The sequence below is a fragment of the Winogradskyella epiphytica genome, assembly GCF_003217215.1.
GTDB classification, from domain to species: Bacteria; Bacteroidota; Bacteroidia; order Flavobacteriales; family Flavobacteriaceae; genus Winogradskyella; species Winogradskyella epiphytica.
Genome location: NZ_QJTD01000004.1, coordinates 38,058 through 53,040, shown reverse-complemented (window position 1 = coordinate 53,040; position 14,983 = coordinate 38,058). Strand labels below are relative to the sequence as shown.

At 33.5% G+C, this 14,983-nt stretch carries 15 protein-coding genes; 9 read left to right on the top strand and 6 right to left on the bottom strand.

Translation table 11 applies throughout. The annotated features are described in order from the left end of the window. Window positions 1-30 precede the first annotated feature (30 nt). The 3 genes from DFQ11_RS10390 to DFQ11_RS10380 all read right to left on the bottom strand — a co-directional run bounded on the left by DFQ11_RS10390 (window position 31) and on the right by DFQ11_RS10380 (window position 2,254). Window positions 31-933: a GLPGLI family protein gene (locus DFQ11_RS10390; protein ID WP_110475824.1), complete on the bottom strand. Its 903-nt coding sequence runs from the start codon at window positions 931-933 to the stop codon at window positions 31-33. Window positions 934-1,043: 110 nt separating this feature from the next. Continuing rightward, window positions 1,044-1,889 (bottom strand): GLPGLI family protein, encoded by an 846-nt coding sequence (locus DFQ11_RS10385; RefSeq protein ID WP_110475823.1) that lies wholly within the window; start codon window positions 1,887-1,889, stop codon window positions 1,044-1,046. Continuing rightward, window positions 1,889-2,254: a hypothetical protein gene (locus tag DFQ11_RS10380; RefSeq protein ID WP_110475822.1), complete on the bottom strand. Its 366-nt coding sequence runs from the start codon at window positions 2,252-2,254 to the stop codon at window positions 1,889-1,891. The genes DFQ11_RS10385 and DFQ11_RS10380 overlap by 1 nt, the downstream gene beginning before the upstream one ends. Before the next feature lie 124 nt (window positions 2,255-2,378). On the opposite strand from DFQ11_RS10380, the gene DFQ11_RS10375 reads away from it, so the two are divergent. The 5 genes from DFQ11_RS10375 to DFQ11_RS10355 all read left to right on the top strand — a co-directional run bounded on the left by DFQ11_RS10375 (window position 2,379) and on the right by DFQ11_RS10355 (window position 6,539). Beyond that, on the top strand, window positions 2,379-3,896 hold the full coding sequence (locus tag DFQ11_RS10375) for a sensor histidine kinase (protein ID WP_110475821.1): 1,518 nt from the start codon (window positions 2,379-2,381) through the stop codon (window positions 3,894-3,896). Then, window positions 3,886-4,569 (top strand): response regulator transcription factor, encoded by a 684-nt coding sequence (locus DFQ11_RS10370; protein WP_110475820.1) that lies wholly within the window; start codon window positions 3,886-3,888, stop codon window positions 4,567-4,569. Before DFQ11_RS10375 ends, DFQ11_RS10370 begins: the two co-directional genes overlap by 11 nt. 107 nt (window positions 4,570-4,676) lie before the next feature. After that, window positions 4,677-5,459, top strand: coding sequence for a hypothetical protein (locus DFQ11_RS10365; protein ID WP_110475819.1), 783 nt, complete (start codon window positions 4,677-4,679; stop codon window positions 5,457-5,459). Window positions 5,460-5,462: 3 nt separating this feature from the next. Further along, window positions 5,463-6,077, top strand: coding sequence for a deoxynucleoside kinase (locus DFQ11_RS10360; RefSeq protein WP_110475818.1), 615 nt, complete (start codon window positions 5,463-5,465; stop codon window positions 6,075-6,077). After that, entirely contained in the window at window positions 6,078-6,539 is a 462-nt protein-coding gene (locus DFQ11_RS10355; protein ID WP_110475817.1) for a glycosyl-4,4'-diaponeurosporenoate acyltransferase CrtO family protein, read from the top strand. Here the strand turns inward: DFQ11_RS10355 and DFQ11_RS10350 are convergent. Together DFQ11_RS10350 and DFQ11_RS10345 are read right to left on the bottom strand one after the other, a co-directional pair. Then, window positions 6,529-7,527, bottom strand: a complete 999-nt coding sequence (locus tag DFQ11_RS10350) for an App1 family protein (RefSeq protein WP_110475816.1) — start codon at window positions 7,525-7,527, stop codon at window positions 6,529-6,531. The genes DFQ11_RS10355 and DFQ11_RS10350 overlap by 11 nt on opposite strands. Window positions 7,528-7,536: 9 nt before the next feature. Continuing rightward, window positions 7,537-8,805 (bottom strand): MgtC/SapB family protein, encoded by a 1,269-nt coding sequence (locus DFQ11_RS10345; protein ID WP_110475815.1) that lies wholly within the window; start codon window positions 8,803-8,805, stop codon window positions 7,537-7,539. 172 nt (window positions 8,806-8,977) lie between these two features. Here DFQ11_RS10345 and DFQ11_RS10340 point away from each other — a divergent pair, with 172 nt between their 5' ends. The 4 genes from DFQ11_RS10340 to lspA all read left to right on the top strand — a co-directional run bounded on the left by DFQ11_RS10340 (window position 8,978) and on the right by lspA (window position 14,659). Next, on the top strand, window positions 8,978-11,518 hold the full coding sequence (locus DFQ11_RS10340) for a S9 family peptidase (RefSeq protein WP_110475814.1): 2,541 nt from the start codon (window positions 8,978-8,980) through the stop codon (window positions 11,516-11,518). An 88-nt stretch (window positions 11,519-11,606) separates the two neighbouring features. Continuing rightward, complete coding sequence (locus DFQ11_RS10335; RefSeq protein ID WP_110475813.1) at window positions 11,607-13,160, top strand: NAD(P)/FAD-dependent oxidoreductase; 1,554 nt, start codon at window positions 11,607-11,609, stop codon at window positions 13,158-13,160. 99 nt (window positions 13,161-13,259) lie between these two features. Next, on the top strand, window positions 13,260-14,153 hold the full coding sequence (fabD, locus tag DFQ11_RS10330; protein WP_110475812.1) for an ACP S-malonyltransferase: 894 nt from the start codon (window positions 13,260-13,262) through the stop codon (window positions 14,151-14,153). An 11-nt stretch (window positions 14,154-14,164) separates the two neighbouring features. Beyond that, window positions 14,165-14,659 (top strand): signal peptidase II, encoded by a 495-nt coding sequence (gene lspA, locus DFQ11_RS10325; protein ID WP_110475811.1) that lies wholly within the window; start codon window positions 14,165-14,167, stop codon window positions 14,657-14,659. On the opposite strand, the gene DFQ11_RS10320 is transcribed toward lspA, so the two are convergent. Then, window positions 14,656-14,847: a hypothetical protein gene (locus DFQ11_RS10320; protein WP_110475810.1), complete on the bottom strand. Its 192-nt coding sequence runs from the start codon at window positions 14,845-14,847 to the stop codon at window positions 14,656-14,658. The two genes, lspA and DFQ11_RS10320, sit on opposite strands and share 4 nt — an antisense overlap. Window positions 14,848-14,983 lie beyond the last annotated feature (136 nt).

Sequence of the window (14,983 nt, the reverse complement as noted above, 5' to 3'; positions counted from 1 at the left end):
AAATTTGGTTGTAGTTGTAGTTATTAGAATTTAGTGACCACGTCGTCCTCTGTTACGTCCACCATACATTTCACGCATTTCCTGCATTTTCTTTGTGATAATTTCAGTGTATTCGGCTTGAGTTACGACTTCTCCTTTTTTAGGTTGTTCTATAGTTTCCTTATCTGAAGGATTCAAAACTATCTTAGTGCAAAGAATGGTGGTACGATCTGCATTAACTTCTAAAATTAAACCTGGTAATCCCCAATAATTATCTGGACCTTGATTCACAGGAATTTGTGGTGTGTACCATGCGACAACATCAATTGTCTTTGGCACTTCTATTTCACTTAATGGATCATCAGATTTCGTGATGTCTGTATTAGTCGACTTCACACTATCTTTATCTGCTTTCTTTTTTTCCTTTTTTTCATCGTCAGAATTACTTCTTCTCATGCTTCTCCAATCGAATCGATCCACAGGAACGGTTGCAGTTGCCTTAAACGCTGTATACTGACCAATTAATTTGGTTTCCGTGCCCATTTTCCATTCAATCGTTTTTAGCTCATCCTTAATTAAAAATTGTTTTCCAAAAAACTCTTGATCTTGTATAACTTCTTTTGTCTTAACATTTTTATATTTTGGACCGCCAGTCATACTTCCACCCATTCTAAAACCTCTTCCTGCACCAGGCGCTTCTAACTTTTCATCTTCTTTGTAAATAGATTCAACTTGAGAAAAAGTTAAAACATACTCCTTTTCTAAAAAGCTTTTCATACGCTCCATCATCTGTTTTTTTCTCTCCGGACTCATGTCACGTCCTCCCCATTCATCCATATCCATAGTTGTTTTGGATACATAATAGGCTTTTCCTTGAAAATCCTGAGCAAACAGATTTGAACTGGCGAAAAGCACAGTAAACAGTAATACAATCTTAAGTGGTAATTTCTTCATTTTTAATAGTCTAGTTAATATCAGTAACGAATTTGATTCATCTTTCTTCTCATAAGACTACACAATCGAAGAAATGTAAACTCAAGTCTTGTTAAAGTTGTGTTAAGAAATTAGCCGCCCACATTTATTTCTATCGAATATCCATTTTTACTTCCTTTTCTTGGCGCATATCGCTCCATCATTTCTTTCGATTTTTTCTCCATGATATCATCATATTCCCCCTGACTCACTTCTGTACCTTTACGCGGAGCTTCAATGACCACTTTATCATGAGGATTAATAACAATCTTACTACAAATAATAGTTAGTTTTCCGTCATTAACTTCTAAAATTAAACCGGGTAAACCTTGATATTTCGCCGGACCATTGCTTACAGGAATTTGAGGTGTATACCAAGCTGAAACCACACGCTCTATCATTTCTGGCTCTTCATTTGAATCCTCATCTTTATCCGAATCATTTATGCCAAAGTTCCTTTTTGGAATCTGTTTAGTGTAAGTTGCTTTAAAACAAAGGTATTCACCTATATATTTAGTTTCGTTCACCAACTCCCATTTAATTGGCGATATAGAATCTTTAATTAGAAACCTTTTACCCAGAGTTTCTTTTTGGTCTATATAGTTTTGATCTCGTATGTTTTTATAAAGTACGTCGGAACCAGCATTGCCGCCAAATGAAACCTGAAAATCCCCTCCTCCAACTTGTGGTTTATCTAACTCTACTTCTTGCTGATACAATGAGGAAAACTTATCAAAGTTGAGATGATAGGTTTTCTGAAATTGCTTTTTCATCATTTCTATAATCTTCTTTTGCATATCATCATTCATCTTGGTGCTATCCAATTTAACATCAAACTTCTGATGCGTTCTATAGGTCGCAACACCTTGAAATTCTTGAGCGTTTGAAGTGGTCGTAAATATTGATAATACAATAAGAATTACTTTTAATACTTTCATTAGTCTTTGTTTTTCGAATTATAAAATTTTAATGCTGAAGACTTAGCTTTTTCTAAGTTTTTGATAAACTGCTCTTTATCATTCGTATTACCTGAAACGGTATAAGTCATGTTACTCTTAATTTTGTCGTGATTTTCAGATATTTTACATTGTAGTCTGAAAATAATCTCTTCATTAGGTTCTGTACTAGAAAATAAAAAATCGATGTCCTTTGTTGTAATTGCTTTCTCTATTTCTTCAGCTGAATCTACATTTATTTCAATTTCGTAAATTACAACTTTAGAGTCTTGTTCTTTCTGTACGGATTGACTATAACTATGAATTGATAGCAATACCATAATTATAAAAATTAACGGTTTAAACATTTCATTCTGGTTTTAACATTAATACTCTACAAATATCTATTCCTTATTTCACTTTATTAGTTAACGAGCGTTAACGAGTGTTAACCGATTAGTTTTAAATCAATTTTACCTCTACTTTTGAAATATGAATAGCACAAAATACAAATGGATTTTATACACCATCGTTGCTGTAATTATAGCTACGATAGGCATACAGGTATTTTGGAATTACAAGAACTATCAAAGCAATAAACGTCAACTCATCAATGAAGTACAAATTAGCTTAGACAAAGCGGTTGATGATTACTATGCTGACCTAGCCGAAAAAACAACCCTAAATATATTTTTTGAAGATGACAACGACTTTAGCTCTTTAAAAGACAACGATAAGTTTACTAATATCCTGAAAAATATTAACGAAACAGATAAGCAGTTTTCTAACCTTGATTCTATAGAAGCTAATTCTGTTGAAGGCGTTACCATTATTAGAGGTCTTAATGCCGACTCAATAATGGACCAACGGAAATTGAAAAAGAACACCGCTTCAATCTCATATTCTGAGAGAACTGATAGTATTATAACAGATTCAGATCTTAAGGTTTTAACCACAAAAGTGATGTTTTCTATAAGCAACGATAGTTTAGATTTAAAACAGGTTAATCAAAGACTAAGCGATGAATTGAATAGAAAACAATTAACTGTAGATTTTAATTTACTTTATGATAATGGGAAAACTAACGACCAACCTTCTAAAATAGAAAATGCCACAGTCAAAGATTCATTGATTTCTAAAAAAGAATTTTTAAGCACCACATCGAAATCTACTTTTCTACCAAAAGGAAGCACACTCGAGGTTCAATTCTCTAACGAGACTAAAGTAATTTTAAAACGTATTCTGGGCGGTATTTTAATTTCTTCACTATTAATCTTAGCGGTTATAAGTAGCTTGTTTTATTTACTGAAAATTATAAAACACCAGAAGCAATTAGCCGAAGTAAAAAACGACCTCATCAGCAATATTACACACGAGTTTAAAACACCAATTGCAACAATTAGTGCGGCATTAGAAAGCATTAGCAACTTTAACGCAATAGATGATAAAGCCAAGACGAAAAATTATATCGCAATGTCTTCACAGCAACTTGGTAAATTAAACACCATGGTTGAAAAACTATTAGAAACAGCCACTTTAGATAGTGATAGCTTAGAATTGAACAAAGAGGAATTCGACATAATTGCTTTACTTAAAGACTTAATTAATCGTTCTGAAATTCAGTTTCCGAATAAAGCTTTTCAGGTCAATTTTCAGTCTGAAAATCTAATTATTAATGCGGATGTTTTTCATATTGAAAATGCCTTAAACAACATTTTAGAGAATGCTGTAAAATATGGAGGAGATACCATTTCTGTTGAATTAATTTCAAAGAATTTCAATTTCGAAATTTTCATTTCAGATACTGGAAATCATTTAACTAAAGCCAATAAAGAGCGTATTTTTGAAAAATTCTATCGCGTACCAAAAGGCAACACTCACGACGTTAAAGGCTTTGGCATTGGTTTGTATTATACAAAAACCATAATTGCAAAACATCAAGGTTCAATAACTTTAGAATTAAGTAAAGGTTTAACTACTTTCAAAATATCACTTCCACATGGCAAATAAAATCAAACTTTTATTAGCTGAAGACGAAGCCGCTTTAGGACAAATTGTAAAAGAAAGCTTAGAAACTAGAGACTTTAACGTCATCCTTTGTGAAAATGGCGAAATAGCATTTCATAAATACCTATCTGAATCACCAGAAGTTTTAGTCCTTGATGTTATGATGCCACAAAAGGATGGTTTCACATTAGCCAAGGAAATCAGAGCTGTAGACGACAGCATTCCAATCATATTTTTAACCGCTAAATCCCAAACCGCTGATGTTGTTGAAGGGTTTTCAATAGGTGGAAATGATTACTTAAAAAAGCCCTTTAGTATTGAGGAGTTAATAGTTAGAGTTCACAACTTAATAGACCGAAGTAAAACACAAAAAACCTCTACAACCCTAGAAATAGGTGATTACAGTTTCGATTTTCCTAAACAACTTCTAAAGTTTAAAAATGAAGAAGCTATTCAACTCACACATAGAGAAGCGCATTTATTATTTCATCTTATAAAGAACAAGAATCAAGTTTTAGATCGTTCGTTAATTCTGAATAAACTTTGGGGAACTGAAGATTTTTTCACCGCAAGAAGTATGGATGTTTTTATCAGTAAGCTTCGGAAAAAATTAAAAAACGATGAGCGAATTCAAATTATAAACGTGCGTGGTTATGGCTATAAACTTACTGTGTAATATTGTGAAAAATACAATTAAAGCTTATACCTACCTTTAAATACTAAAATTTCCATTTAAATTTTCTAATACAATTTTCGTATTTTACCGAATCATTCTCCAATTCTATGCAAAAGCTCATGCCTTTGTTCTTTTTCTTCAGTTTAATTTGCTTTTCTCAAGAGCAAATCACTGCTACTTTAAAAGATTCAACTAAGGTTGAAGCTAAAACCATTTCTGGAGTTGATAGTTTTGGAACCCTTTACTACACAACCGAAAACAATTCGTTTCAAAAAAAAACTAAGGATACTATTATCACGTATTCCAACTTTCAACTTGGAGAAATTACTTCGGCCAACACATTTAATCCTTTAAGAATAAATCTTTTTTATCGCGATTTTAACACGGTAGTTATTTTAGATAATCGATTGGCTGAAATTTCCAAAATTGACTTTAATACTATTCAACCTTATAAAAATGTATCTTTTGTTTCATCAGGATATGATAATACACTTTGGGTATTTAATGAGGATTTTCAATATTTAGAATTATACAATTATAAAGCCAATAAAGTAAAATTAAAAACGGTTTCTGTTCAGTCTAAAGTATTAGATTTAAAAAGTGATTACAATTATTGCTACTTACTTACTGAAAACTACCTCTATGTTTATAGTTACTTTGGAAGCTTAATTCAAAAAATTAAAAACACAGGTTTTGATGCTTTGGCTTTCAGTAAAGCTCATTTGATTTTAAAAAAGGACGAATCGCTTTTCGCTCTAATGAAAAATAGCACTGAAATACAAGCTATTAAACACCCGAAGTTGTTAATAAAACAGTTTTTGGTAACCAACGAAACCTTGTATATTTACCACGAAAATTTACTACGTCATTACCAATTAAAAATAGAATAGATTATGCATGTTGCTGTTGCTGGAAATATAGGAGCTGGAAAAACAACGCTCACAAAATTACTCGCTAAACATTTTAAGTGGGAAGCTCAATTAGAAGACGTAGTTGACAATCCGTATTTAGACGATTTTTACAATCAGATGGAACGTTGGAGCTTTAATCTTCAAGTATATTTCTTAAATAGTAGATTTCGCCAAGTGAATCAAATTCATGATAGCGGAAAAGATATTATCCAGGACAGAACAATTTATGAAGATGCTCATATTTTCGCTCCGAACTTACATGCCATGGGTCTAATGACCAATCGTGATTTTGAAAACTATTCGTCTTTATTTGAATTGATGGAATCTTTTGTAAAAGGTCCCGATTTATTAATTTATCTACGCAGTTCTATTCCCAATTTAGTGTCACAAATTCATAAACGTGGGCGCGATTACGAGAACTCTATTAGTATTGATTATTTAAGCCGATTAAACGAACGTTACGAGGCTTGGATTTCAAAATACGATAAGGGTAACTTATTGATTATTGATGTAGACGATATTGATTTTGTGGCTAATCCTGAAGATTTAGGAGACATTATTAATAAAATTGATGCGCAAATAAATGGATTATTTTAGGTGAGTATTGTACTCTATTTCCTAAATGCCACTATTTACGTTTTTGTGTCTTGGATCATTGGATTAATTCTTAATAATCTGATAAAGAACCGCAGTTTCTATTCCAAAATTTCAAACCTCGAATTCATTAAAAATGATACGATTAGAAAATCACTTGCCTTAAATGGTTTTGGTTGGATGATAAAAAATACTGTCTTTAAAGTTTTTAATCAGAATCTTCAACTCAAAAAAGGAACAACTAATAAAAAAGATTTAAAGCTTATAAGAAACGAAATGACTTATGCGGAAATAGGTCATATTATAGGCTTTCTATTTATTCTGATCTTGATTGGTTATCAAACTTTGAATGGCCAATTTTTGTCTGCGATTATTCTATTGGTATTTAATATAATATTTAACCTCTACCCTACCTTATTACAGCAGCATAATAAAAAACGAATAGATCGAATACTTAAGCAATAAAACCATGTTTTCGGGCATGATCAATAGCCTCTTCACTCCTTTCTACCAATAAAATTTGAGTTGTTTTATAATCCTTAATAAGATTAGAAACACGCAACATCCGCTTTTTATGTTTGACGCTTCTCAAGTATATAGCTAAGATGCGATCTGGAAATTTCTCCGCAATTTCTATGTAAATATCAGGATCATGCTCTCCACTATCACCAATCAATATAAACGGTAGATTAGGATAAGTTTTAAGAAGGTTCAATATTTCTTTTTGCTTTTGAGGTTTTTCATCTAATGACTTTTTCTTCATTAAATCACCTAAAGTCCGAAGCAAAATAGGCCCTTTTGGAAAATTGTTTTGTTTTAAAAAGAATTCCAAATACCGATATAAATTCCATGGACTATGACTCACATAAAATATAGGATTGGCATTTTCTCCTGAAGCACCGCGATGTAATTTATGATAAAGTTCAGCTGCACCTTCAAGCGGTAATCTGCTTTTTGCGCTTTTAAAAATTGAATTGTAAATCAAGCGCCATTTTAATAAAGAAACTACGCCTGTGTGCAAAATGGTATCATCAATATCACTAGCCACTCCAAATTGAGCTGTTTGTGATGGAATTAATAATTCCCCTGGAAATCTATTTTGATTTTGAATATTGCGTTTTATATTAACGTCGTTATAAGACAATTCAAAAGACAACCAACCTTCATCATTGGCCATAGATTCAAGGTTTTCTAAAGTTTCTGCAACCTTATAATATCCGTGACCATCAGTTGTAGCCTTAAGAATTTTATTATTTGGCAATTTTATGTCTAAACCCACATGCTTTATTTCATCAGTTTCAAATCGCTTCCACGAATTGACGATAAGTTGCCAAATATTTTTCTTTTCTAGGTCGATTGATTCATCTTCCAAAGCTCTTCCTCTGGCATAAAAATGGGAATCTGTACCATAACTTTGGAAAGCAATTATCTGTAAAGGATCTTTTTTAAACATAGTCCAAGTTTAGAAATGCCATGATTCTGGCCACAGCCACATGATTAATAAACCCGAAATTATAATAATTCCAAAAGAAACAATGATCCATTTGGTAAGTTGTTTAGCTCCTAAGACTATAGCCATAATGCCTTTAAACATCATATTTGACAAGCCAGCAAGAAGTATAAGTTTCCAACCAAAATTAGCTTGTAAGGAGCCTTCCTTTATTAATTGTGATAAGGATAAGGTAATAGCATCGACATCTGTTAAACCACTTATAATAGCCACGATATATAAAGCATCATTACCAAAAGTTTTTTTCGTGAAAGCAACAGCCAATAAAATAAGTCCATAAAGCAAGCCAAAAATTAAAGCACTTTTAAACTGAGCAGGATTCTCTGGCTCTGGCATTTCTTCCCCTTGGGAATCGTCTTTATTAATTAAATAAAATAATACCAAACAGGTCAAAGCCATAATTAATATAACCGCACCGATAGGCACCGCAATAACATTTAAATGTTGTGGAATTACAATTCCAACTTCAAACAAAACTCTAATAAAAGAAACGGTTGAAGCCGTTGTGATTACAAAAACAGCCAACTTGCTAATATCGGCAGCATCAGCAGTTTTTCGAGCGTAACTCACTGTAGTTGCTGTACTACTAATTAAGCCACCTAAAATTCCATTTGATATAACCCCTACTTTCTTTCCGAATAATTTGTAAATAAAATAGCCAAAGACACTGATACCAACAATTAAAGTAATCATCAGCCAAATGTTTCTGGGATTAATGACCTCCAAGGAGCCAAAGTTTTTATCGGGAAGAATAGGAAGAATGACTAAAGCAATACCTGCCAATGTCATTATTGCCGATAAATCCTTCGGTTTTAGTTTTTCTATAAAACTATGAAGATGTTCTTTTATATAAAGTAATATAGCAATTGAAGCTCCAACAATCACCCCAATAATTTGATCTCCTTCAACAAGGTAAGCTCCAACAGCAAACATTAATAAGGCAGCAACTTCAGTTGTTTGACCAACATCTGGATTTGGACTTATTTTACTTTTAATCACATTAGCCATCATTAATAGAGCGGCAATTGATAATCCTAAAATGGGAAGTATGTATGGGTTATCATAAACTCTACTTAAGAAACCAGCCATTACACCCAAAATTGTGATAAGGGTAAATGTTCGAACACCTGCCATATCATTTTTTGGAGTTTCACGCTGCAGGCCTACGAGCAAGCCCAATCCAAAAGCTAATCCTAAAGTTGTTAAATCATCGTAATTCATAAGATTAAATATACTTAAATCTTTAAAACCATCAGATTTTAAAACCTCAAATAATCCTTAAAACGTTAAAATTTTGTTTAAATACTTAGCACATCATCTTAATACAAGTTGAGCTTCTAAAAGATTTACTAATTTAGGCGTTTGACCTAATTATTCTAACGCACACATCAACATGAAGAATTTATTATTTCTACTCATTTTTGGGTTAACTTTTAATTTCAGTTTCTCCCAAGATGACTCTAAGAAATCAACACCAACCCCAAACTACAGAGCGGCTGCGAAATATTCACCTACCAACTTAGCTAAGCTAGTGCACTCTACCTCTGTAAGACCTCATTGGCTAAAAAATGGCAATCGTTTTTGGTACCAGTACAAAACAACAGACGGTTCTAAATACTATATTGTAGACGCAGATAACCGTACAAAAAAAGAACTTTTTGATAATGAAAAAATGGCGAAGTGGTTAACTGAAATCACTAAAGATCCTTATGACGCGCAACACTTACCGAAATTCGATTTTGAATTTGTAAAAAATGAAACCGCGATTCGTTTTTATGTTACATCTACAGAAAAAGTAGATGAAGAGAATGATGAAGAGGATAATGTAGATGGTGAGAACATTAAGGAAAATGATTCTATAAAAACCGATACAAAGAAAAAGAAAAAAGCAAAAAAGGTTAATAAAGTTTACCACTTTGAATATCGCCTCGGAAGTAATGGCTTAACAGTTATTGATAACAAAAAGAAAGGCAAAGAAAAATGGAAAAAGTGGGCTAATATTGCTCCTGACAGCTCTGTAGTTTTATTTTCAAAAAACTACAATCTATATTGGATGGATAAAGAGAATTTCCTGAAGGCTGTAAAGAATGAAAAAGACACTACCATTGTAGAAAATAAATGGACCGAAGATGGTGAATTGTACTATTCTTATGGTGGAAGTAGCGGAAGAGGCGAAACCAATGAAACCATGAAGAAAAACAAGGACAAACGTCAATCCGTTCGTGGTATTTGGTCTCATGATTCTAAAAAATTTGTATTCCAAAGAACTGACTCAAGACATATTGATGAGCTATGGGTTATTAATACGACTTCAGGAAAACGCCCAACATTAGAGACCTATAAATACCATATGCCTGGTGAAGATGAATATTATAAAACCGAACTACATGTCTTTGACATCCCTTCAAAAACAAATATTCAAGTTCAGCTAGATACCGTAAAACAACAAAGTATTCAAGTTTATCGTGCACCGAGAAAAAAATCGACATACGATGATGACTTCTCGCCTTCACTACTTCTATCTAAACAGGGAAAAATCTATTTCAACACCATTAGTAGAGACCGTAAAAAATTAGATATCTGCGTCGCTGATATAAATACTGGCGAAGTAAAAGTATTAATTGAAGAACGCTTCAACACCTATATAGAATCACGTCCTTTAGTTTTATTTAATAACGAAACGGAGATGCTTCATTGGGCTGAACGTTCAGGATGGGCTCATTATTATTTATATGATACAGAAGGAAATTTAAAAAATCAAGTGACCTCTGGTTCATACCATGTAGAAGAAGCTATTGGAGTTGATGAAAAAACTAGAACGCTATACTTTACAGCTCATGGAGTGAATAAAGACATAGATCCTTATTACGAACAACTTCATAAGATAAATTTAAATGGTTCTGGTTTAAAAACATTAAACCCTGGTGATTACAATACTAGTACAAGTATGGCCGATTCTAATTCATATTTTGTGAGTAATTATTCTAGAGTGAATACAGTTCCTAAATCTGAATTAAGATCAAGTACAGGAAAATTGGTTATGGATTTAGAGGAAGCCGATTTGTCTCAATTAATGGCCACTGGTTATAAATTTCCTGAGCCATTTAAAATGAAAGCTGACGACGGTATCACAGATATCTATGGAGTTATGTATAAACCATTTGATTTTGATGAAAACAAATCATATCCTTTATTAGAATATGTATATCCTGGTCCACAAACAGAAGCAGTAAATAAATCATTTTCGGTTCGTATGGATCGCTTAGACCGAATGGCTCAAGTTGGATTTATAGTAGTCACTATGGGTAATAGAGGTGGACATCCAGATCGTTCTAAATGGTACCACAACTATGGTTACGGAAATCTTAGAGATTATGGTTTAGCAGACAAAAGACATGTAGCAGAACAACTTGCCGACCAATACGATTTTATTGATATTGAAAAAGTGGGAATCTATGGTCATTCTGGAGGTGGATTTATGTCAACTGCAGCTATGCTAGTTTATCCTGATTTCTTTAAAGCAGCTGTATCTTCTGCAGGAAATCATGATAATAATATTTACAATAGTTGGTGGAGTGAAACGCATCATGGTGTTGAAGAAGAAATGGACGATGATGGCAATGTCAAATACAAATACATGATTGACACCAACCAGGCCTTAGCAAACAACCTCAAAGGAAATCTAATGCTTATTACTGGTGATGTAGACAATAACGTTCATCCAGGCGGAACTATTAGAATGGCAAATGCCTTAATTAAAGCCAACAAACGTTTCGACTTTATGCTTATGCCAGGACAACGTCATAGTTTTGGAAACATGACTGAATATTCGTTCTGGTTAAGAGCAGATCATTTTAGTAAACATTTACTTGGTGTTGAAGCCACTGAAGTTGATATTACTGAAATCAATAGAGATCAGCCAAAAACGAAATAAATCTCACACCTATTAAAGAAACCACGTTATGAACGTGGTTTTTTTATGCTCAAGTAAATCTATTCATAATTATAACTAATTTTGCAGCATGATAAGAGCCTTACAAACACGCATTAATTTACAACAAGAGAAACAACCAGATAGCCTGCTAAACAAAGTGGCGTCTGATTTAGGTATGAAACCTTCTGAAATATCAGGAATTAAAGTACTGAGAAAGTCAATTGATGCACGTAAGCGAAATATCATGTTTAACTACAAGGTTGAAGTTTATATCAACGAACCCCTACCGGAGTCTTCAGATTATACCTTTAATTATAAAGATGTTTCTAACGCCAAACCTATTCATATTATTGGCTTTGGTCCTGCTGGAATGTGGGCAGCCTTACGTTGTATTGAGCTTGGTTTTAAACCTATTGTTTTAGAACGCGGTAAAAACGTTCAGGATCGTCGTAGAGATTTAAAAGCCATTAATCAAGACCACTATGTGAATGAAGATTCAAACTATTGCTTTGGAGAAGGTGGCGCTGGAACTTATAGTGATGGAAAACTTTATACTAGAAGTTTGAAACGTGGCGATGTTCGAAGAATCTTTGAAAACTTAGTGTATCACGGTGCAACCGATCAAATTTTAATTGACGCTCATCCTCATATTGGCACCAATAAATTGCCTAAAGTAGTTAAAAATGTTAGAGAGAATATCATCAAATACGGTGGTGAAGTTCATTTTGAAGCAAGAGTTACAGACTTTACCATAAAAGATAAAAAGATTGTAGCTATTCAACTTCAGAATGGCGAGGAAATGGATGTTGAAAAAGTCATTTTAGCCACAGGGCATTCGGCACGTGACATATTTTATTTATTAAACGATAAAGAAATAAAACTCGAAGCTAAATCTTTTGCTATGGGCGTTCGTGTTGAACATCCTCAAGAACTTATCGATGGCATTCAATATCATTGTTTAGGTGAACCAAGAGACGAGGTTTTACCAGCCGCTTCTTATAGTTTAGTTGAACAAGTAAACAACAGAGGTGTATATTCTTTTTGTATGTGTCCAGGTGGATTTATAGTTCCGGCTGCCACTGCAAACGGAGAAGTCGTTGTTAATGGTATGTCACCTTCAAAACGAAATAATAAATTCGCTAATTCAGGAATAATTACTGAAATCAATGCCGAAAGAGACTTATATAAATACGAGCATTTTGGTGCTTTAAAAGCCTTAGAATACCAAAAAGACTTAGAACGATTGGCCTTTACCGCTGGAGGAAGAACTCAGTCGGCACCTGCACAACGACTCACAGATTTTGTGGAAGGTAAATTATCATCAACTTTAAATGATACCTCTTATCAACCCGGCTTAAAGTCGGCTCCATTACATTCCTTATTACCAAAAATTATTGGTGGTTCTTTAAGGAAAGGTTTTAAAGCCTTTGGTGACAAAATGAAAGGCTATTATACTGAAGAAGCCAATATCATAGGTGTAGAATCAAGAACGTCTTCACCTGTAAACATTCCAAGAACAGAAACTTTAGAACATCCTGAAATCACAAATTTATTTCCCTGCGGAGAAGGTGGCGGTTATGCAGGAGGTATTATTTCGGCAGCTATGGATGGTGAACGATGTGCTGAAGCAGCATGCAGTTAAACTAAAATAATCCCATTAATAGCGGAAGAAAGCCATTAAAAATATTCATCAAACCGATAAATAATTAATTGTTATTTTTGCAACTTAAATTTTAAATAAATGAACGCATATATATTTCCAGGTCAAGGAGCTCAATTCTCAGGAATGGGATTAGATCTTTACGAAAACTCACCTATAGCACAAGAATTATTTGAAAAAGCTAATAGTATTTTAGGCTTTCATATCACTGATATCATGTTTGAAGGTTCTGCAGAAGACTTAAAAGAAACCAAGGTAACTCAGCCGGCTATCTTTTTACATTCTGTCATTTTAGCAAAAACACTTGGAGATAGTTTTAAACCAGATATGGTTGCGGGTCATTCACTTGGTGAATTTTCAGCATTAGTTGCTGCTGGAGCCTTAACTTTTGAAGACGGACTTAAATTAGTTTCACAACGCGCTCAAGCAATGCAAAAAGCATGTGAACTACAACCTAGCACTATGGCTGCTGTTTTAGGTTTAGAAGATGAAGTGGTTGAAAAAGTATGTGCATCAACGGAAGGCGTTGTAGTCGCAGCAAATTATAACTGTCCTGGCCAATTAGTAATTTCAGGAGAAGTTGAAGCCATTAATAAAGCTTGTGAAGCATTAAAAGAAGCTGGAGCGAGACGTGCCTTAGTTTTACCTGTTGGTGGCGCATTTCACTCGCCATTAATGGAACCAGCTCGTGAAGAACTTGCAGCTGCTATAGAAAACACAACGTTCAGCAAACCATTTTGTCCAATATATCAAAACGTAACGGCATCAGCTATTACCGATGAAAACGAGATTAAAGCGAATTTAATTTCACAATTAACGGCTCCTGTGCGTTGGACACAGTCAGTACAGCAAATGGTTGCCGATGGCGCCAAACATTTTACAGAAGTTGGACCTGGTAAAGTTTTACAAGGCTTAGTAAAGAAAATACATCGTGAAGCAGAGACAGCCTCAGCTACACTTACAACTAACGCCTAAATTCAGCTACTTTGAACAGGACATTATTTATAACTTTACTTATAGTTTTCAATATTGCCATTGACCAAATCTCTAAAGTAATTGTTCGTAACACCTTAAATTTTAGAGAAGAAATTGATGTTATTGGCAAATACTTTCAACTCATTTGGGTAGAGAATAAAGGTGCCTTTTTAGGAATGGGAAGTGATATGAACCCAACATTAAGATTTATTTTCTTGTTGGTTTTACCCACTGTTGTTTTAGCTTATGTGATTTATTATATCCTTAAAACTAAAGAATTAGACCGATTAAGTCTAATTGCCTTTTGCTGTATTGCAGGAGGAGGTATTGCCAATGTCTTTGACCGAATAGTTTTCGGTCAAGTCACTGACTTCTTCTTTATAAATTTAGGAGGTGTTTTTAAAACAGGTATCTTTAATATTGCAGATATGTCTGTTACCGCTGGAATGATAATGTTATTATTCAGTGGTATTTTTAACAGCAATAAAAAGGAAGAAATTGCCTAACGAGCTAGTTGGCAATCATCACAATCTTTTACCTCTCCATAATACGTATCACGATATTTATGAAGTGTTTTGTAAGGAATACTTAAAAATTGCTTTTTGATATAGGTGACATTAGTCATTAATACACCCATTTTTTTCGTGAAGCGACCTTCAACTTTGGTCTCTCTTTTAATACTAATCAGTTTCATGTTATTCAATTATCATTGGGTACAAAGTAACGAAGAATGATTAGCAATCCCAAGAAATAGACGTTAAAACCTAGTTAACTGCCTTTTTCATTATCAAATCAAACAACAGACAATCAAATCTTTAAGAATTCTTTAA